This is a genomic window from Actinomadura atramentaria DSM 43919, assembly GCF_000381885.1.
GTDB classification, from domain to species: Bacteria; Actinomycetota; Actinomycetes; order Streptosporangiales; family Streptosporangiaceae; genus Spirillospora; species Spirillospora atramentaria.
On the sequence record NZ_KB907215.1, the window covers coordinates 137524 to 156028 of the forward strand.

The 18505-nt window shown below is 74.1% G+C and carries 18 protein-coding genes; 11 read left to right on the forward strand and 7 right to left on the reverse strand.

Annotated features, from left to right (window positions below; translation table 11 throughout):
- The first annotated feature begins 73 nt into the window (after positions 1-73).
- The gene (locus G339_RS34605) at positions 74-1531 is read left to right on the forward strand and encodes a DHA2 family efflux MFS transporter permease subunit (RefSeq protein ID WP_019632849.1); all 1458 of its coding nucleotides are present in this window, start codon (positions 74-76) and stop codon (positions 1529-1531) included.
- Complete coding sequence (locus G339_RS0120015) at positions 1528-1998, forward strand: TIGR03618 family F420-dependent PPOX class oxidoreductase (protein WP_019632850.1); 471 nt, start codon at positions 1528-1530, stop codon at positions 1996-1998. Before G339_RS34605 ends, G339_RS0120015 begins: the two co-directional genes overlap by 4 nt.
- 158 nt (positions 1999-2156) lie before the next feature.
- Here G339_RS0120015 and G339_RS0120020 read toward each other — a convergent pair whose 3' ends face one another.
- Together G339_RS0120020 and G339_RS0120025 are read right to left on the reverse strand one after the other, a co-directional pair.
- Complete coding sequence (locus tag G339_RS0120020) at positions 2157-3065, reverse strand: M56 family metallopeptidase (RefSeq protein WP_019632851.1); 909 nt, start codon at positions 3063-3065, stop codon at positions 2157-2159.
- Positions 3062-3448, reverse strand: coding sequence for a BlaI/MecI/CopY family transcriptional regulator (locus tag G339_RS0120025; RefSeq protein WP_084693333.1), 387 nt, complete (start codon positions 3446-3448; stop codon positions 3062-3064). The genes G339_RS0120020 and G339_RS0120025 overlap by 4 nt, the downstream gene beginning before the upstream one ends.
- Before the next feature lie 92 nt (positions 3449-3540).
- Between G339_RS0120025 and G339_RS34610 the strand changes: the two genes are divergently transcribed.
- The 4 genes from G339_RS34610 (at position 3541) to G339_RS0120045 (ending at position 8329) form a co-directional block, all read left to right on the forward strand.
- Positions 3541-4971, forward strand: a complete 1431-nt coding sequence (locus G339_RS34610; RefSeq protein WP_033323695.1) for a cytochrome ubiquinol oxidase subunit I — start codon at positions 3541-3543, stop codon at positions 4969-4971.
- Positions 4968-5903 (forward strand): cytochrome d ubiquinol oxidase subunit II, encoded by a 936-nt coding sequence (locus G339_RS0120035; protein ID WP_019632854.1) that lies wholly within the window; start codon positions 4968-4970, stop codon positions 5901-5903. The genes G339_RS34610 and G339_RS0120035 overlap by 4 nt, the downstream gene beginning before the upstream one ends.
- Before the next feature lie 607 nt (positions 5904-6510).
- Positions 6511-7656 carry an alanine racemase gene (locus tag G339_RS0120040; protein ID WP_019632855.1) on the forward strand — a complete coding sequence of 382 codons (1146 nt, stop codon included), beginning with the start codon at positions 6511-6513 and terminating at the stop codon, positions 7654-7656.
- 46 nt (positions 7657-7702) lie between these two features.
- Complete coding sequence (locus tag G339_RS0120045; RefSeq protein ID WP_019632856.1) at positions 7703-8329, forward strand: TetR/AcrR family transcriptional regulator; 627 nt, start codon at positions 7703-7705, stop codon at positions 8327-8329.
- A 267-nt stretch (positions 8330-8596) separates the two neighbouring features.
- Here G339_RS0120045 and G339_RS0120055 read toward each other — a convergent pair whose 3' ends face one another.
- From G339_RS0120055 to G339_RS0120070, 4 genes are all read right to left on the reverse strand, one after another.
- Positions 8597-8944, reverse strand: a complete 348-nt coding sequence (locus G339_RS0120055) for a DUF2516 family protein (RefSeq protein ID WP_240489860.1) — start codon at positions 8942-8944, stop codon at positions 8597-8599.
- 170 nt (positions 8945-9114) lie between these two features.
- Complete coding sequence (locus G339_RS0120060) at positions 9115-9657, reverse strand: hypothetical protein (RefSeq protein ID WP_019632858.1); 543 nt, start codon at positions 9655-9657, stop codon at positions 9115-9117.
- Positions 9654-10049 (reverse strand): helix-turn-helix domain-containing protein, encoded by a 396-nt coding sequence (locus G339_RS0120065; protein WP_019632859.1) that lies wholly within the window; start codon positions 10047-10049, stop codon positions 9654-9656. Before G339_RS0120065 ends, G339_RS0120060 begins: the two co-directional genes overlap by 4 nt.
- Positions 10050-10181: 132 nt before the next feature.
- Complete coding sequence (locus tag G339_RS0120070; RefSeq protein WP_084693334.1) at positions 10182-11135, reverse strand: neutral zinc metallopeptidase; 954 nt, start codon at positions 11133-11135, stop codon at positions 10182-10184.
- Between the two features lie 42 nt (positions 11136-11177).
- On the opposite strand from G339_RS0120070, the gene G339_RS0120075 reads away from it, so the two are divergent.
- The 5 genes from G339_RS0120075 (at position 11178) to G339_RS0120095 (ending at position 17588) form a co-directional block, all read left to right on the forward strand.
- The gene (locus tag G339_RS0120075) at positions 11178-12971 is read left to right on the forward strand and encodes a DUF2207 domain-containing protein (protein ID WP_019632861.1); all 1794 of its coding nucleotides are present in this window, start codon (positions 11178-11180) and stop codon (positions 12969-12971) included.
- Between the two features lie 1370 nt (positions 12972-14341).
- On the forward strand, positions 14342-14683 hold the full coding sequence (locus G339_RS0120080) for a hypothetical protein (RefSeq protein ID WP_157407909.1): 342 nt from the start codon (positions 14342-14344) through the stop codon (positions 14681-14683).
- 90 nt (positions 14684-14773) lie between these two features.
- A complete protein-coding gene (locus G339_RS39940; RefSeq protein ID WP_019632863.1) occupies positions 14774-15898 on the forward strand; it encodes an FCD domain-containing protein in 1125 nt (374 codons plus the stop codon).
- Positions 15895-17127, forward strand: a complete 1233-nt coding sequence (locus tag G339_RS0120090) for a CynX/NimT family MFS transporter (RefSeq protein ID WP_019632864.1) — start codon at positions 15895-15897, stop codon at positions 17125-17127. The genes G339_RS39940 and G339_RS0120090 overlap by 4 nt, the downstream gene beginning before the upstream one ends.
- Before the next feature lie 122 nt (positions 17128-17249).
- On the forward strand, positions 17250-17588 hold the full coding sequence (locus G339_RS0120095) for a hypothetical protein (RefSeq protein ID WP_019632865.1): 339 nt from the start codon (positions 17250-17252) through the stop codon (positions 17586-17588).
- Here G339_RS0120095 and G339_RS0120100 read toward each other — a convergent pair.
- A complete protein-coding gene (locus G339_RS0120100; protein WP_019632866.1) occupies positions 17511-18476 on the reverse strand; it encodes an asparaginase in 966 nt (321 codons plus the stop codon). The two genes, G339_RS0120095 and G339_RS0120100, sit on opposite strands and share 78 nt — an antisense overlap.
- Positions 18477-18505 lie beyond the last annotated feature (29 nt).

An 18505-nucleotide genomic window follows, 5' to 3' on the forward strand; every position in this document is an offset into this window, starting at 1 on the left:
TCCGCCAATAAATCGTCTACAACCGAACTATCTGCTACGGTCTCTCCTGTCGCACCCCGAACAGGAGAGGCTCATGGACGCTCCCTCGCCGCGCTCACGCGGACTCGCGCTCGCCGTGCTCTGCGCCGGCACGCTGATGATCATCTTGGACGGCAGCATCGTCGGCGTCGCGCTGCCCGCGATCCAGGACGGCCTCGGATTCAGCGCCGCCGGGCTGACCTGGACCGTCAACGCCTACATGATCGCCTTCGGCGGGCTGCTGCTGCTCGCCGGACGCCTCGGCGACCTCGTCGGCCGCCGCACGGTGTTCGTCGCCGGACTCGGCGTCTTCACCGCCGCCTCGCTGCTGTGCGGCGTCGCCACGACCCCGGCGATGCTCGTCGCCGCCCGGTTCCTCCAGGGCGTCGGGGGCGCGCTGGCCTCGGCCGTCGCGCTCGGCATGATCGTGACGCTGTTCCCCGCGCCGCGCGAGCGCGGCCGGGCGCTCGGCGCGTTCGCGTTCACCGGCTCGACGGGCGCGTCGATCGGGCAGGTGCTCGGCGGCGTCCTCACCGACGGCCTCGGCTGGCACTGGATCTTCATCATCAACCTGCCGATCGGCGTCGCCGCGATCGTGCTGGCGCTGCTCGTCCTGCCCGCCGACCGGGGCCTCGGGCTGCGGGCGGGCGCGGACGCGACGGGCGCGGTCCTCGGCACCGCCGGGCTGATGCTCGCCGTGTACGCCATCGTGCAGACCGGCGCGCACGGCTGGACGTCCGCGCGGACGCTGCTGCTCGGCGGCGGCGCCGTCGTGCTGCTCGCCGCGTTCGTCGCCCGGCAGGCCGTCGCGGCGACCCCGCTGCTGCCGCTGCGGATGTTCCGGACGCGCAACGTGTGGGGCGCGAACGCCGTGCAGGTCCTGGTCCTCGGCGCGCTGTTCAGCTTCCAGTTCCTCATCGCGCTGTACCTCCAGCGGGTCCTCGGCTACGGCGCGAGCGAGACGGGCCTGGCGATGCTGCCCGCCGCGCTGGCGATCGGCGCGGTCTCGCTGGGACTGTCGGCGCGGCTCATCGCCCGGTTCGGCGAGCGGACGGTCCTGGTCACCGGGCTGGCGATGCTGCTGGCGGCGCGGTTCTTCCTGGCCCGGCTCCCGGTGGACGGCGAGTACGCCGCGCACGTCCTGCCGATCATGCTGCTGAGCGGCGGGTTCGGGCTGGTGATGCCCGCGCTCGCCGGACTCGGGATGTCGGCGGCGCGGCCGGAGGACGCCGGGATCGCCTCCGGCCTGTTCAACACCACGCAACAGGTCGGCGCGGCACTGGGCGTCGCCGCGCTGACGACGCTCGCCGGGTCCCGCGCCACCGTGCTCGCCCGCGACGGCCACGGCCCGCTCGACGCGCTGGCGGGCGGCTACCGCTGGGGCTTCGGCGCGGGCGCGGCCCTGCTCGCGGCGGCGGTCATACTGGCGCTGCTCGTCCTGCGGCGGCCCGCCCCCGCCGCGACCGAGAAGTTCGAAACCGAGAATGCAACCGAGAAGGAGACCGTCCGATGACCGAGTACGGAGCCGGCCGCGGCCCGGCCGCCAAGCCCCTGGACGACGCGGCGATCGAACGCGTGCTGCGCGAGAACCCGTTCGGCGTCCTGGCGACGCTGCGCCGCGACGGGCGACCGTCGCTCTCGACGGTCGTCCAGAACTACGACCCGGCCGAGCGCGTGATCAGGATCAGCACGACCGAGGACCGCTGGAAGGTCGCGCACCTGCGCCGCGACCCGCGCACGACGCTGCACGTCACGGCGCCCGACGCGCTGACGTTCGTCGTCGTCGAGGCCGAGGCGGAGGTGTCGGCGGCGACGGCCGAGCCGGGCGACGCGGTCGGCCGCGAGCTGCTGGCGCTCCAGGGCGGCCTCGACCCCGCCCAGGAGAAGGAGTTCCTGGCGAACATGGTCGAGGACCGGCGCCTGGTGATCCGGCTGCACGTCAAGCGCGTACACGGCACCACGCTCGCCGGCGCGGACTAGTGACCGTCGCGGAGTGCCTCAGCCACAGCGCGAGTGCGCTACCTGGCCGGTGAAGCTCGCCTTCGGCCCGCTTCACCGGCCGGCTCGCGAAGCGATGCCGCGCTCGCGCAGGCCCGGCCGCCAGGCGAGGGCCGCGGGCCGGAACTCGGAAACACCGACTAGTGCGGCAGCGCGTACAGCAGGACGGGGAGGACGGCGATGGCCGGGATGGCGACGGCGGCGGCGAGCCGCGCGGACCGCCGGACGGGCTTCGGCTCCAGCAGCCGGTTCACCCGCGCCATGACCGGGATGTCGTCGGCCGTCGCGACGCCGAGCGCGCCGCGCGGCGCGGCGGCGGGCCGGGCGGCGGCGAACCGCAGCAGCGCCGTCGCCAGCTCGCGGGGCGAGCGGTGGCGGCGGGCGCGGTCGTCGGCGGCCATCTCGATGAGCAGTTCGACGGCGTCCAGGCAGCGCCCGACCAGCCGGATCTGCGGGAAGACCTGCCGCAGCGAGGTGAAGGGCAGCAGGACCAGGTCGTGCCGCTCGCGGGCGTGCGCGCGCTCGTGCGCGAGGACGGCGGCGAGCTCGTCGGCGTCCAGCAGCGCGAGCGTCCCGGCGCTGACGACGACCTTGGAGGACCGGACCCCCGGGACGCAGTACGCCGCCGCGCCCGGGTGGTCGAGGACCAGCGTGCCGGGGACGGCGGAGTCGCGCCGCGAGACCAGCGCGAGGACGGCCCGGTGGCGGCGGCGCGCCCGCACGACCCGGACGACCGCCCCCATGAGCATGGCCAGCAGCACGACCGTCAGCCCGACGGCCGCGAGCAGCGCCACGACGTGCAGCGTGTCGAGCCGTCCGGCCTGGTCGGCGAACAGGCCCGGCAGCCCGCCCGCGACGCCCCGGCGGTAGGGCAGCAGGGCGAGCCCGAGCAGCGCGCCGATCGTCGCGGTGCCCCAGCTCAGCCCGAGCGCCTGCCACAGGGCGATGCCGATGCGCGGCGCGCGCCACGGCCACCGGGCTTTCGACAGCGCGTGCGCTCCCCCGATCGTCGCGAGCGAGAGCAGGGCGAGCAGCGCCGTTCCGGTCATTCCGGTGGCTCCTTGGCTGAGATGAGGTCGGCGAGGGCCTGCCGAATCACGTCCATCTCATCACGGGAGACCGATCGGACGAAATGGGCGAGCGCGGCGTCGCGGTCGCCGGTCTCGTTGAGCGCGCCGAGCATCAGCTCGGTGACGTAGCCCTCGCGGCTGGCGGCGGGGCTGTAGCGCCAGGCCCGGCCGTCGCGGGAGCGGCGGAGGAAGCCCTTCTTGGCGAGGCGGTCGAGCACGGTCATGACGGTGGTGTGGGCGAGGTCGCGGTCGCCGGCGAGCGCGCGGCTCACGTCGCGCGCGGTGGCGGCTCCGCGGCCGGCGTCCTCCCGATCCCAGAGGACTTCCATGACCGTGCGTTCAAGCTCTCCTAGACCCTTCACGACCTCAAGGTTAACCGACTGAGAGGCAAGTCACCACGCCGGGTAGTACTACGGGGTTAAGTACTACGGCTCGTAGTACTACATTGCGTGGCATGAGCACCGCAGTGCAGTTCCTCGCCGAGGGCGCCGCGACACCGGCCGACTTCGTGGCCGCGCGTCAGCAGATGGCGTTCACCTTGGGGTTCCACATCGTGCTGGCGTCCATCGGGATCGGACTTCCGGCGCTCACCCTGCTCGCCGAGTGGCGCTCGCTGCGCACCGGCGACCGCGTCTACGCCGAGCTCGCCCGGCGCTGGATGAAGGCGGCGGGCGTCCTGTTCGCGGTCGGCGCGGTGTCCGGGACCGTCCTGTCCTTCGAGATGGGCACCCTGTGGCCCGGCTTCATGGACAAGTACGGCCAGGTCTTCGGGGCCGCGTTCGCGATGGAGGGCATCGCCTTCTTCATCGAGGCGATCTTCATGGGGATCTACCTGTACGGCTGGGACCGGCTGTCCCCGCGCGCGCACTTCCTCACCGGGATTCCCGTCGCCGTCGCCGGGGTGATGTCCGCGACGTTCGTCGTGACCGTCAACTCCTGGATGAACCAGCCGCGCGGATTCAGGCTGGTGAACGGGGAGGTCACGGACGTCGATCCGCTGGCCGCGATGTTCAACCCGGCGACGCCGACGCAGGCCGTCCACCTGATCCTCGCCTCGCTGATGGTCTGCGGGTTCCTCGTCGCGTCGGTGTACGCCGTCGCGCTGCTGCGGGACCGCCGCGCCGGGCGCGTTGACCGCTACCACCGGCTCGGCTTCGCGATCCCGTTCACGCTCGGCGCGGTGTGCGCGCCGCTCCAGGTGATCGTCGGGGACTTCGCGTCGCGGTTCGTCGCCGACCACCAGCCCGCGAAGTTCGCCGCGATGGAGGGCATCGACCACACGCAGGCGGGCGTCCCGTTCAAGTTCGGGGTCATCGAGATCCCGAACATGCTGTCGCTGATGCTGAAGTTCGACGCGCACGCGACGCTGCGCGGCATGGACTCGATCCCGGCGGACGCCCGGCCGCCCGCCGAGGTCGTCAAGACGTCCTTCGAGATCATGATCACGATCGGGATGTTCCTGCTCGCGCTCGCCGCCTGGTGGGGCTTCTCCTGGTTCGTCCGCCGCCGCGCCCTCGGCCGGGGCGGCCGCCTCGCCGCCCGCGTCGACCTGCCGTGGAAGCCCTGGTTCCTGCGCGCCGCCCTGACGGCCGGCGTCGCCGCGATCATCGCGATGGAGGCGGGCTGGACGACCACCGAGGTCGGCCGCCAGCCGTGGATCGTGTACGGGGTCATGCGGACGGAAGAGGCCGTCAACCCCAGCTCCGGCCTGCGGTACGGGCTGTACGCGGTGCTCGCCGTCTACGCCGTCCTCGGCTTCGCGACCGTCAGCGTCCTCCGCCGGATGCGCCGCCGACCCGAGATCGGGAGCGATCCCGCCGAGCCCGGCGGGCCGTCGCCCGACTCCGGTTCCGAGCCCGAGATCCCCGTGGGGAGCGCCCGATGAGCTACGCCGACGCCGCCCTGGCCCTGATCGTCACCGGACTGTCCGCCTACCTACTGTTCGGCGGCGCGGACTTCGGCGCGGGCCTCTGGCACATGTTCACCCGCAACCGCCGCACCGACCGCGAGGTCATCGAGCACGCGATGGGGCCGCTGTGGGAGGCCAACCACGTCTGGCTGATCTTCGTGATGGTCATGACGTGGACCGCGTTCCCGCCCGTCTTCGCCGACATCATGACCGCGCACTGGGTGCCGCTGTCGCTCGCGGCGCTCGGGATCGTCGCGCGCGGCAGCGCGTTCGTGTTCGCCAAGGCCGTGCCCGACCACGGCGGGCGGTACGGGTGGGTGTTCGGGATCTCGTCCGTCCTCACGCCGTTCTGCCTCGGCGCCGTCGCGACGGCCATCGCGACCGGCGCGGACGGGTGGCTCTCGCTGGAGGGCCTGTACGGCGGCGCGCTCACCACGATGCTGTGCGCCTACCTCGCCGCCGTCTACCTGATCTGGGACGCGCGGCGGCTCGCGGACCAGGACGCGGCGCTGCGGTTCCGCGGGTACGCGCTGCTGTCGGGCATCGTCGTGGGCGTCCTCGCGCTGCCCGGGGCGGCGGTCTTCGGCGTCCACTCGCCGCTGATCATCGTGTCCGCGGTCGCGGGCGTCGCGTCGCTGGTCCTGGTCGCCCGGCACCACCTGCTCGCCGTCCGGGTGACGGGCGCGCTCGCCGTCGTGTCGGTGCTGTGGGGCGCGGTCGGCCGCGCCGGCCTCGACCTGGACGCCGCCGCCGCGCAGGACGCCGTGCTCCAGGTCGTCTTCGCGGCACTGGGCGTCGGCGCGGTGATCCTCGTGCCGTCGATGCTGTGGATGTTCGTCCTCTTCCAGCGCTCCGCCCCCGCGACCGCCCCCAACCCCGAACCCGCCGCACCCGCGGAAACCCGATGACCTGCGGGGGCCGCCTTCCACGGTCGGCAACCTGAAGATCGGCCCCCGCACACGGCGGGGCACCGGAGCTATAGCCACAAACCGGTGCCCCGCCCCTCCATCTCCCACCCCTCGCACGACGTGCGGCCCGCGACGGCGCGAGCCCACTCCAAGGCGCACCGCGCAAGGTCCAACAATGCAGGCATGCACTCCACGCGCGGCGGCACGGACAGCGCTGGACGGCGCTGGACGGCGCTGGACGGCGCTGGACGGCGCTGGACGGCGCTGGACCGGGGCGCGCAGCGCACGGGCCGTTCTGAGCGGGGGCCCGCCGGACCGGGCGGCGCGGCGCACGAGTTGCGCCGGGCAGTGCGGCGGCGCGCGGGACGACGCGGACGGCGCTGGGCACTCCGGACCGGGGCGCGACGCGCACGGGCCGCGTGGGGTACGCCGGACTGGGCGGCGGGGGTAAACGGGTTCCGCCGGACGGTGCGGGGGCTGGGCTGGGCGGTGCAGTCGGGAGCTGGGTGAGGTGGGTGGTGTTGGTGTTTTTCGCTCGGGTGGGCTGGGTTTGGAACACTGCCGGACGACCGCGGTCGTAGGGCCGCCGCAGGCTTGGGGGCGCTGAGTGATCGGTGAGCGGGTTCGGGAGCAGGCGGCGGGCGCGCTGCCCGCGTTCGTGTACGACCTGGCGGGGCTGCGCGCGCACGTCGCCGGGATCGCCGCCGCGCTGGACGGCGCGGCCGAGCTGTTCTACGCGGCCAAGGCCAATCCCGAACCGCCGGTGCTGCGGGCGCTCGCGCCGCACGTCGCGGGGATCGAGGTCGCGTCCGGCGGCGAGTTGGCGCACGTCCGCGCGGTGCTGCCGGACGCGCGGATCGCGTTCGGCGGGCCCGGCAAGACCGACGAGGAGTTGCGCGCCGCGCTGGAGCACCGCGTCGAGCGCGTCCACGTCGAGAGCCCCTACGAGCTGCGCCGCCTCACCGCGATCGCCCGTGCCGCGGATCGCCGGGCGGACGTGCTGCTGCGCGTCAACCTGGCGGGCGGCCGGGCAGGCGCGGCGCTGGCCATGTCCGGGCCGTTCGGCATGGACCCCGAAGCGATCGAGGAATGCCGCCCGATCCTGGAAGCCGCGCCGCACGTCCGGCTGCGGGGCGTCCACGCGCACCTGGCGTCCGGGCTGGACGCCGACGCGATGCTGGCGCAGTCCGCGCGCGTCCTGGACTGGGCACGCGACTGGCTGAGCGGCCTCGGCGTCGACCGGCCCGAGTTCAACCTCGGCGGCGGCATGGCCGTCGACTACACCGACCCCGCGCGCCGCTTCGACTGGGCCGCCCACGCCACCGGCCTGCGCGCCCTCGCCCGCCCCGGCGAGACGCTGCGCATCGAACCCGGCCGCGCCGTGACCGTCTACGGCGGCTGGTACCTCACCGACGTTTTGGACATCAAGCGCGCGCACGGCGAGTGGTACGCCGTCCTACGCGGCGGCACCATGCACCTGCGCACACCCGTCACCAAGAACCACGACCACCCGTTCACCGTCCTGCACCAAGGCGGCAGCGGGCCGCGCGCGGGCCAGCCAAACACGGGGGAACCCGTCACCCTCGTCGGACAGCTCTGCACCCCCAAGGACGTCTTCGCCCGCCGCGTCGACGCGGGACAGCTCGCCGTCGGCGATGTCGTCGCTTTCGCGATGGCCGGCGCGTACGCCTGGAACATCTCCCACCACGACTTCCTCATGCACCCCAAACCGCGCTTCACGTACCTCGACTGAACTCTGCTCTGGCTGCAAAGTTGCAGTGATGGTAGATTCCGCGTCCATGACGGACACGGCGACGGGCCTCCGGGAGCGCAAGAAGCAGCGCACCCGGCACGCGCTCGCGTCCGCCGCCCTGCGCCTGTTCGCCGAGCGCGGCTACGAGGAGACGACCATCGCGGACATCGCGGCGGCCGCCGACGTCTCGCCCCGCACGTTCTTCGGCTACTTCGCGAGCAAGGAGGACGTCCTCTTCGCCGAGATCGACGAGCGCCTCGCGCAGGTCGGGCGGCGGCTGGCCGAGCGCCCGCCGGGCGAGACGCCGCTGGAGACGATCCGGCACGCGACCGTCCTCGGCATGGAGGCGCTGGTCGAGCGGCCGGGCGGGCCCGGCGCGGCGTGCGCGCGGCTCATCCTCGACCGGCCCGCGCTGCGGGCCCGCGCGCTCCAGCGGCTCGTCGAGACGCAGCGGCAGATCGAGGAGCTGCTGCGCGCGCTGTGTCCGGAGATGGACGAGATCGACGTCGTCGCGGCGGCGGGCAGCGCGTTCGGCGGCCTGCGCTCGGTGGTGGACCACTGCCGCCGCGAGGGCTACGCGCCCGACGCGATGCGCGCCGCGCTGGACCGCGCGCTGACGATCGTCGAACGCGGCCTGGCCTCGGTGGACGCGCTGCGCGCGCCCGCCTCCTAGACCGCCGGGCGCGGGGAAGCGGTGGCGCCCGCGACCCCGCGCCCGGCGCCCCGACCCGCCCCGTCGCACCCGCGCGGCGGGCGCTGGATCACCAGGTCATCCAAGGCGCACCGACTCAGCGCGGCCCGACCTCGGGCGAAACCTCCCACGGGGATCACCAGGTCATCCGGCACAACGAGCCGCCGGATCACCTCCGCGCGGCACACCGACCGACCGAGCCGTGCCCGCGCACCCGACCTCGGGCGAAGCGTCCGGGCGGACGCCGGCTTACCAGGAGCCGTACGACCCGCCGCCGCCCCGGCGCCGCTTGAACGGCTTCACCGCCGGGCGGACGTCCGCGAGGTACACGGCGGACGCGATGAACGCCGCCACCGGCAGGATGCCCAGCGTCAGGCTGATCGGCGACGCGCCCTGCGCGGGCAGCGCCACGCACGCGAGCCCGATGACGCTCGCGACCGAGAGCAGGATCGTCCACAGCTTCTTGCTCTGCTTGCTCGCGGCCGCGTACGCGCCGGCCGGGACGGTCAGCGAGTCCACCAGCGCGAACGCCTCCATGACGAAGGCGATGAGCAGGAGCAGCCAGAAGAAGTACTCCAGCACATTGAGGCCGGTCACCGGGGTTGCACGCTCCCGCCTGTCTCGGGCGGCGCGGCGCGCCGCCGTCCCTGGGGTTCCGCCTGCACCCTACGCGCGCCGCGGCGGCGCGGCGAGCAGGGGCGCGTCCCCTGTGGAGAGGACGAAGGGGCCCGGCCGGTTGTTCCCGGCCGGGCCCCTGCCCGTCCCGCTCAGGAGCGGGTCTTGCGCGTGCTGGCGGCCGAGCGCGTCTGCGCGCGGGCCGTCTTCTTGGCCTCGGCGGCCTTCTCCTTGGCGGCGGGCTGGTCGGCGTCGTCGGCGGCGACCTCCGCGACCGCCTCGGCCGTCACGACGACCTCGGTCGCGGTGCGGTGGACGACCTTCTTGCCGCGCTCGGCGAGTCCGTCGATGAACTCGACGGTGCGGCTGCCGATCTGGGTGACGTAGGAGGACGCGGCGTTCGGGAGGTCCTTCAGCTCGACGCGCTCCTGGAGGCGGCCGACGTTGCCCTCGGCCTCCTCGCGGTACCGGACGACGTTCTTGCGAACCTCGGCGCGGTACTTCTCGACGTTCTTGCGGGCCTCGGCCCGGTACTTCTCGACGTTCCTGCGGACTTCCGTGCGGTACTTCTCCGCGTTCTCGCGGGCCTTGTCGAACTGCTCGGGCACTTCGCGGAGCTTCTCGACCGCGAAGTCGCCCGCGCCCGCGACCGTGTAGAAGACCTTGTTGTCACGGAGGTTGCTGGCGAGGGTCATCCGACCTCATCCTCTCTCAGGGCTTGCGGCTGCCCGACCGGGACGCCGTTGGCGTCGTTCTCCCTGCGGAAGGAGTCGTAGATGTCGAGCAGCACCTGCTTCTGCCGCTCCGTGAGGAGCAGGTCGGCCCGGACCGCGGCCTGCACGTCGGTGTCGGCGGTGCGGTCCTCCAGAATCCCGGCCTGCACGTAGAGCGCCTCGGCGGAGATGCGCAGACCCTTGGCGATCTGCGCGAGGATCTCCGCGCTCGGCTTGCGCAGGCCGCGCTCGATCTGGCTCAGGTAGGGATTGGAGATCCCCGAGACGTCCGCGAGCTGGCGCAGCGAGATCTTCGCCCGCGTGCGCTGCTCCCGGATGTACTCCCCGATCGAGCCGACCTTGGTACTTGCCATGTCTCCACCCTGCGTCATGGTGCTTGCAGTTGCAAGCGCGCCAGCTAGCACTTCGCGGTGAGTCCCGTCACAGGCCGCCCCTCCATCATCGGACGGAGTGACCTGTGTCGCGGGATCAGGGGGCTCGGTCCGTCAGGAGACGTCGTCGCCGGGGGCGGTCCAGGTGTTGCAGACGTCCGGGCCGTCGCCCTTGAAGCCGCGCGCGAGCCAGCCCGCGTAGTGCTTGCCGGAGCCGTGGTCGCGCTGGTCGGCGGGCTGCCGCTCGTCGCCCCGGTTGCGGACGTCGTTCAGCATCGCCTCGTACTGCAGCCGCGTCATCGGCAGCGTCCGCCGCTCCGCGCCGAGGAACGCCCCGGCCAGGCACTGCGCCTGCAGCTCGATGCGGCGGCTCGCCTCGGTGCGGGCCAGGTCGTCGCCCTGCTCCATCTCCTGCTGGCCGTACGCGAGGATGCCCGCGCGGTCCTGGACGTGGTGGCCGTACTCGTGCGCGATGACCCGCGCGAACACCGCGTAGTGCGACAGCGGCTCCCCGCCGGACGTCTCCACGACGTGCTCCAGCCCCACGTACATCGTGTTGTTCGCCGGGCAGTAGAACGCCGACGACCCCGGACTCGGGTACGACCCGCACGGGCTGCGGCCCGGCTGCACCCAGAACACACGGTGCGGCGCGTCGTAGCCGAGCCCGCTGCGGCGGAACTGGCCCTTCCACGACGCGTCCAGGCAGTCGCTCAACGTCTCCATGAAACGGCGCATCGACGCGCCCTCGTCGGTCAGCTTCGGCAGCGCGCAGCGGATCGGCACGAGCTTGCCGGACGCGTACAGCCGGTTCTCCGTCGCGACCTTGCGCGCCACCGGCCGGCCCGCCGCCACGCCGTGCGCCGAGCCCTGCGTCAGCGCGTCGTACCCGGCGAACCCGAGCGCGCCGAGGACGAGCACGGCCGAGAGCCCGCCGATCAGCCCGGCGATCGTCCCGCCCGCCGAGCGGCGCGGCGGGCGGCGGCGCGGCACGTGCGCGTACGTCCGGACCTGGCCGTCGGGGCGCTCAGGCAGGCGGTACGGGGGCGGAGGGGAGCGATGACCTGCCATAGCGGGAAATCATCGCACGTCTTCCCGCTACGATTTGCGGCCATGCCGGCTCACGCGACCACGGGTCGCCCGCGCGGGGCGCTCGCCGTCCTGTTCTCCGCCCTGTCCGCCGTCGCCCTGTCGCTCGCCGTCCCCGCCCCGGCCGCCTCCGCCGCACCGCACGCCGCCGGGGCCGACGAGCGCGTCGTCAAGGACGACGTGGCGCTGACGGTCGGCGAGCACGGCGTCGCGAAGGTCCGCGAGACGATCACGTACCGGTTCGACGGGCAGGACCGCGTGGAGCGCCGGTTCGCGACGCGCCAGCACCGCAGCGTCACCGAGGACCGCGTGTACCGCGTCTCCGGCGTGCGCGCGGACGGCGGGCTGCGCGTCGCCGGGACGCGGCACGACGGCACCGACACCGTCGTCACGCTCGCCGCACCGCAGCGCCTCACCGGGACGCGCACGTTCACGCTCACCTACGAGGTGCGCGGGATCGTCGCGCCGTCCGGCGGCCTGGAGGAACTGCGCTGGCCCGCCGTCGGCGGCTGGCGGGTGCCGCTGGACGAGGCGCACGTCACCGTGGACGCCGACGCGATGATCCGCAACGTCAACTGCTTCGCCGGGCCGCTCGACAGCGTCATCGGCTGCACGCAGTACTACACGAACCACACGCACACGCAGGGCATCTACGACCAGCAGACGATGCTGCCCGGCGAGTACCTGACCGTCGTCGCGGGCCTCCCGCCGGGCACCACCGGCGGCGCGGCGATCTTCGAGCGGCGGCACACGGCCGCGACCGCGTTCTCCGTCAACCTCGTCACCGGCGGGGCGCTGCTCGGCCTGCTGGTGCTGCTCGCGGGCGGATTCGTGCTGCTCTACCTGCTGCGCGGACGGGACGCGCGCGTCGTCGGGCGCAAGGCCGCCGAGGGCGACCGCGCCCACCTCGTCCCGGACGCCGCCGGGGCCGACGACGACCCGCCGCACCTCGCCGCCGCGCGCGGCTTCGAACCGCCGGACGGGGTCCGGCCCGGGCAGATCGGCACGCTCATCGACGAGCAGGCCGACGTCATCGACGTCACCGCCACCATCGTCGACCTCGCCGTCCGCGGCTTCCTGCTCATCGAGGAGGAGGACCGCGCCGTCACCGGGCGGCTCGACTGGACGCTGCGGCGGCTCGACCGGCCCGGCGACGAACTGCTGAACTACGAGCGCGTCCTGTTCGACGCCCTGTTCACCGACGCGGACGGCGCGCCGCGCGACGCGGTGAAGCTCTCGGAGCTGGGCGGCGCGTTCGCGACGAGCCTCGCCCGCGTCCGGTCGGCGATGTACCAGGACGTCGTGGACCAGGGGTGGTTCGCACGGCGGCCCGACACCGTCCGGTCGCGGTGGACGGTCGCGGGGCTCGTCCTGACCGTCCTCGGCATCGCCGCGACGACCGCGCTCGCGTTCACCACCGACTTCGCGCTCGCCGGACTCGCCGCGATCATCGCGGGCGCCGCGATGGCCTACGGCGGCCAGTACATGCCCGCCAAGACCGCCCAGGGCTCGACGGTCCTCGCCCACATGATCGGTTTCCGGGCGTTCCTGGAGCGCGGCGAGATCCCCGAGTCCGCGGCCGAGGCGTCGCCGCAGCGGATCGCGCTGTTCTCGCGTTTCCTGCCGTACGCGGTGGTGTTCGGCGTCGTCCCGCGCTGGGCCGAGACCGTCAAGGACGCCGGCGAACGCGCCACGGGCGCCGACAACCTGTACTGGTACGAGGGCCCGGCCGAATGGGACCTCTCCGGCTTCGCCGAGTCGATGCGGACCTTCACGTTGACGACTTCGGGGGCGATCTCCCAGTCCCGCGGCCTCTGAACGGCGGCTTCCGCACGCGATCCGCCCGGCCCGTCGGCGTCGCGTCGACAGCCCATCCACGCAGCCCATCCACGCAGCCCATCCACGCAGCCCATCCACGCAGCCCATCCACGCAGCCCATCCACGCAGCCCATCCACGCAGCCCATCCACGCGGCGCGTCCGGGCAGCACGTACGGGCAGCACGTACGGGCAGCGCGTCCGTGCCGCGCGCCCGTGCCGCGCGGATCGGCTACGCCTCCGTGCAGCGCGTCCGTGCCGCGTGCCCGTGCAGCACGCCCGTGCGACGCGCCCGGACGACGTCCGCGCAGCGTCTGACGCGCTGAACGCGACGCCCGCAGCTCCGCCACGTGGGCATCCGCGTACCGCGCCGGGCCCCCGCGCGACGTGCCGTGCAGCGTCCGCGCGGCGATGCCCGGCGCGCTGAATCCGACATCCGTGGCTCTGACACCCGGGCGCATCTGCGCACGGCGGCGGGTGTCCGCGCACGCCGTGCGCGACATCCGCACGGCGACCCATGCAGCGGCCCGTACGGCATCCGCGCTGTGGCCGGCGCCAGCGCCGGCACCCGTGTGCTCTCCCAGAGGCCCAGGTGGGTCGCGCCCGTACGGCGTCCCACGCGGCGTTCACGCCGTGGCCGGCGCGCTGAGCGCGATAACGCGCGAGCATCCGCAACCGCGGCCTGACGTCCACGCGCAGGCGCGGCGGCCCGCACGGCGGTCGGCGTGCTGAACAGGGTGTCCACAGCTCTGCCGCGCGGTATCGCATGCTGCGTCGGATCTCCGCGGGCGGCGTGCCCGCGAGGCGTCCGGGCGGCGCTCACGCGCGGTGCCCGGCGCGCTGAACGCGGTGCGCGAGCATCGGCGTGCAGTGCGGCGTCCACGTGGCTTTCACACGGCGTCCGTGCGGCATCCGGCGAACTGAATGCAACATCTGCGGCTCGGCCGCGCCGGTGGCTACGCGATGTCCGCGCGCGGCGTCCGAACAACGTACGGCGATCGTGCGGCGTACGGCGATCGTGCGGCGTACAGCGGTCGTGCGGCGGTCGTGCGGCGTGCGGCGGTCATGCGGCGCGCGGCGGTCATGCGGCGCGCGTGCAGCGTCCGAACACCGGGCGGCGTCCGGCGTCCGGCGTCCGAGCGGCGCCCGGCGGTTGTGCGGCGGGCGTGCAATCTCCGAGCGGCGCGCAGCGTGCAGTGTCCGAGCGGCGAGCGGCGAGCGGCGGGCGGCGCGCGGCGGGCGACAGGCGACAGGCGACAGGCGACAGGCGACAGGCGGCGAGCGTGTATGCGTTGGGTGGAGGGGTGGGGCCTGGGGTTCGGGGGCGGTGTTCGTGCCGTTCGTTGGGTCGTTGCGGGGTAGGGCGATGGGCATGACGTACCTTTTGTCCCTGGCCGGGCCGCTCGCGGCGTCGCCCGACGGGCCGCCGTCGTACGCGGCCTTCATGCCGTTCCTGCTGGTCGCGGCGCTGGCCTTCTGGCTCGGGCTGACCGTCCGGGGCTGGCGCGAGCGCCGCTATCCCGAGCCGTCGTCGCGGCTGATCCCGCACCGGGGGCCGGTCGCGGGCGCGCTGACCCGCGGCGGGCGGAGCTGGGCCGAGGCGGAGGCCGCCGGCGAACCCGTCACCCGTCGAGAAACCCAGGAACGGCGCGTCTCCGTCGCCCGCGAGGAGAACGCTCCCTGGCCGCCGCCCCGCCGCTCGCGATCGGGCTGACGCGGCGAGCGGGTGATGCATCGCACAGCGGCCATCTTCGTGGCGAGACGTAAGATGTCTGACATCTGGCAACTCGTACGAGGAGGCGCAATGGTGATCCGCCCGGCCGGCGGGTCGGCGGTGGGAGCGGTGCTCGACCAGATGCACCGGGCCCTCGCGGACGGGACCTGGGGCGTCGGAGACCGCGTTCCCGGCGAGTACGAGCTGGCGGAGCGGTTCGGTGTGTCGCGGCCCGCGATCCGCGAGGCCGTCCGGGCGCTCGCGCACATCGGCGTCCTGGAAGTCCGGCACGGGAGCGGCACGTACGTGCTGAGCACCACCGATCCGCGTCCGCTGCTGCGCCGCGTCGAGCACGCCACGCTGCGGGACGTGTTCGAGGTGCAGCTCGCCTACGACGTCCAGGCCGCGCGGCTCGCGGCGCGCCGCCGCACCGACGACGACGTCGCCCGGCTGCACGCGCTCCTGGCCGACCGCGCCCGCGCGGGAAGCGCCGCCGAGTTCGGCGCGGCCGACGCGCGCTTCCACTCCGGGGTCGTCGAATGCGCCGGGAACCCGATGCTGCTGGAGGTCTACCGCTTCTTCGAGCGGCGGCTGAGCGACTCGATGAGCGTCCTGCGGCTGGACCAGGACATCCCCGAGGCCGGGCAGGACGAGCACCGCGCCGTCGTCGAGGCCATCGCCGACCGCGACGGCGAGGCCGCAGCCCGCGCGGCGACCGCGATCGTCGCCCCGACCCTCGACGTCATCGACCGCCTCCTGACCCGCACCGACCCCACCGCCGGCCAACCCGCCAGACGCGCCGCCGCCAAACCCACCGCGCAACAGCCCGGAGAACGCGCCTCCGCCGAGGCCCCCGCCGAGCAGCCCGGCGGGCACGCGTCCGCCGAGCCCACCCCTGGACTGGCCGGACGACGCGTCGGCACCGAGCCCATCGCGGAACAGCCCAGACGACGCGACACCGATGAGCAGCCCGAACAACGCCGCGCCGACGAGCCCACCGCGGAGCAGCCCGGGCGACGCGACGCGGGCGAGCCCACCGCCCAACAGCCCCGGCGACGCGACGCGGGCGAGCCCACCGCGGAGCAGCCCGAACGACGCAAGGCTGCCGCGCCCACCGCCCGGCAGCCCAGCGGACACGGCGCCACCGAGCCCGCCGCCCAACAGCCCGGGCGACGCGACGCGGGCGAGCCCACCGTCCCGGAGGGCCGGACATGACCGCGCGGCGTGCCGGCACCCTCGCGGGGGTGCTACTCATCGTCCTGGCCGCCGTCAACCTGCGGCCCGCGATCACGATGGTCGGCCCGCTGCTCACCGACATCCGCGACGACTTCGGCCTGTCCGGGACGGCGGCGGGCGCGCTGACCACGCTCCCGCTGGCGTTCTTCGGCGGTTACGGGTTGCTCGCGCCGTTCCTGCGCCGCGCGCCGCGCGGCGAGACGCTGCTGGTGTCCGCGATGACGCTGCTCGCGGCGGGTCTGGCGCTGCGGCTGCTGGACGCGCCCGTCGCGCTGTTCGCCGGCTCGCTCGTCGCGGGGATGGCGATCAGCATCGGCAACATCGCGATCCCGGCGATCATCAAGCGCGACCATCCGGGCTCGATCACGACGATCACGGCGGTCTACTCGGTCGCGATCACGGTCGGCGCGGCGGTGTCGTCGGCGGTCGCCGTTCCGGCGGCGGACGCGCTCGGGGGCTGGCGGCCGCCGCTGGCGCTGCTGCTCGTCCCGGCGCTCCTGGCGGCCGCGTGCTGGCTGCCGCGCGCCGTCCGGAACGCGCGGGCGGCGCGGGCGGTGAACGCCGCGCAGGCGCCCCCGCCCGGCGCGCGCGTCTGGCGTTCGCGGCTGGCGTGGCAGGTCACCGGCTTCATGGGGTTGCAGTCCCTGCTCGCCTACATCGTCATCTCGTGGCTGCCGACGCTCTGCCAGGACCGGGGCATGGACGCCGCACCCGCCGGATACGTCCTGGCGCTGTCGTCCCTGATGCAGGCGGTCGGTTCGCTGGCCGTCCCGCTCGTGGAGCGGCGGACGCGGGACCAGCGGCCGCTCGTCCTGGCCACCGCGGTCCTCAGCGTCGCCGGGTTCGCCGGGGCGGCGTGGGCGCCGATCGGCTCGGTGTGGGTCTGGACGGTGCTGCTCGGCCTCGGCCAGGGAGTCGGGTTCGCGACGGCGCTGTCGTTCATCGGCCTGCGGGCGGGGGACGCGCGTGTCGCGGCGCAGCTCTCCGGCATGGCGCAGGGCACCGGCTACGTGATCGCGGCGGTCGGCCCGCTGGGAATCGGCGCACTGCACGACGCGACCGACTCCTGGACCGTTCCAGCCATCGTGGTGCTGGCCTTCTGCGCCCTGCTGCTCGCCCCCGGCCTGGCAGCGGCCCGAAATCGCACGATCGGCGCCCCCACCCTCGCACCGCACTCGGACACCGAACCCGACGAAGCCCGCGTCTAGCCCGCGCACCGGACGGAGCCGGTGCTCAAGCCCGCGTTTCGGCCTGAGCAGCGGCCCCCATTTGGGTCCGCGTTTAAGGGCTCCCCCTCCGGCTAGGAAGCCCGGACGAGGAGGTGGAACGCATGGACGCAACCATCACGGCCGCGATCACGCACGCGCAGGGATGGCGGATCGGAACCGGGACCATCCTCTACGTGGGTCCGATCCTGCTGTTCCTCGCCCTCGCGGCCTGGCTCGCGCTGACCTGGTTCGGCGCGTGGCGCACGCGGCACATCACGCCCGAGGCCGAGCCCGCGCCGGAGCGCGGTCCCGTCAAGGGCGGCTTCCAGAAGAAGTCGCACGGGATGTTCTCGCACAGCTACGCCCCGGACCAGATCCCGGTGTCACCGCAGGAGCGCACCCGGAGCGATCCGGACCGCTCCGGCCGGCGCGGCACCGCCGTGAAGCAGCGGCGCGGCTAGCGCGTCGAGGACGGCGGCGTCGCCGTCGAGCCCGACGGCGCGCAGCAGCGCGACGGTCACCGGCGTCCGGGCGCGCATGGCGCCGTCGTCGATCTTGACGGCGCCCGCCCGGCCGTCGGCGGCCGCGAACGCGTCCACACCCTCCGCCCCGCACTTGACGATGAGGCCGGGGACGGCCTCCATCAGCCGCAGTTCCTCCCGGCGCGTGCCGGACGTCCACTGCGGGTGCGCGCGCATCGCGTCGGCGACGCGCCGCTCCGGAGTACCGGGTCCGGCGAGGACGAGGCGCCGGAACGCGCGCGCGATCCCTGTCACGGAAACCGCGAAGAGCGGCGCGCCGCAGCCGTCCACGCCCGTCGCGGCGGGCTTCTCCCCCGTCAGCTCCGCGACGACCGCGGCCGTCGAGACCTGCAGCGGATGCTGGGGATCGAGGTAGTCGTCGGTGCTCCACCCGGCCGCGACACACGCGGCGAGCATCCCGGCGTGCTTGCCCGAGCAGTTCATCCGCAGCGCCGACCGCCCGCCGCCGTCCCGGACGACCTGTCGCTCCGCCTCGGGGTCCAGCGGCCACGCCTCCGGGCACCGCAGGTCGCCCGCGCCCAGGCCGACCGACGCCAGCAGCCGCTCGACGCCCGCGACGTGGAAGTCCTCCCCCGAATGGCTCCCGGCGGCGAGCGCGAGCAGTTCGCCGTCCAGGTCGAGGCCCGCGCGGAGCATCGCGACGGCCTGCATCGGCTTGTTCGCCGAGCGCGGGAACACCGGGTGGTCGGGCTCCCCGGCGGACACGGCGACGGACCCGTCCGCGGCGAGCCCCACGGCGCTCCCCCGATGCCGCGACTCCACGAAACCGGACCGTTCCACTTCCACGAGCACCGGATTGACCCGCACTCCGCCCCCTTCGTCATGTCCCCGCCATC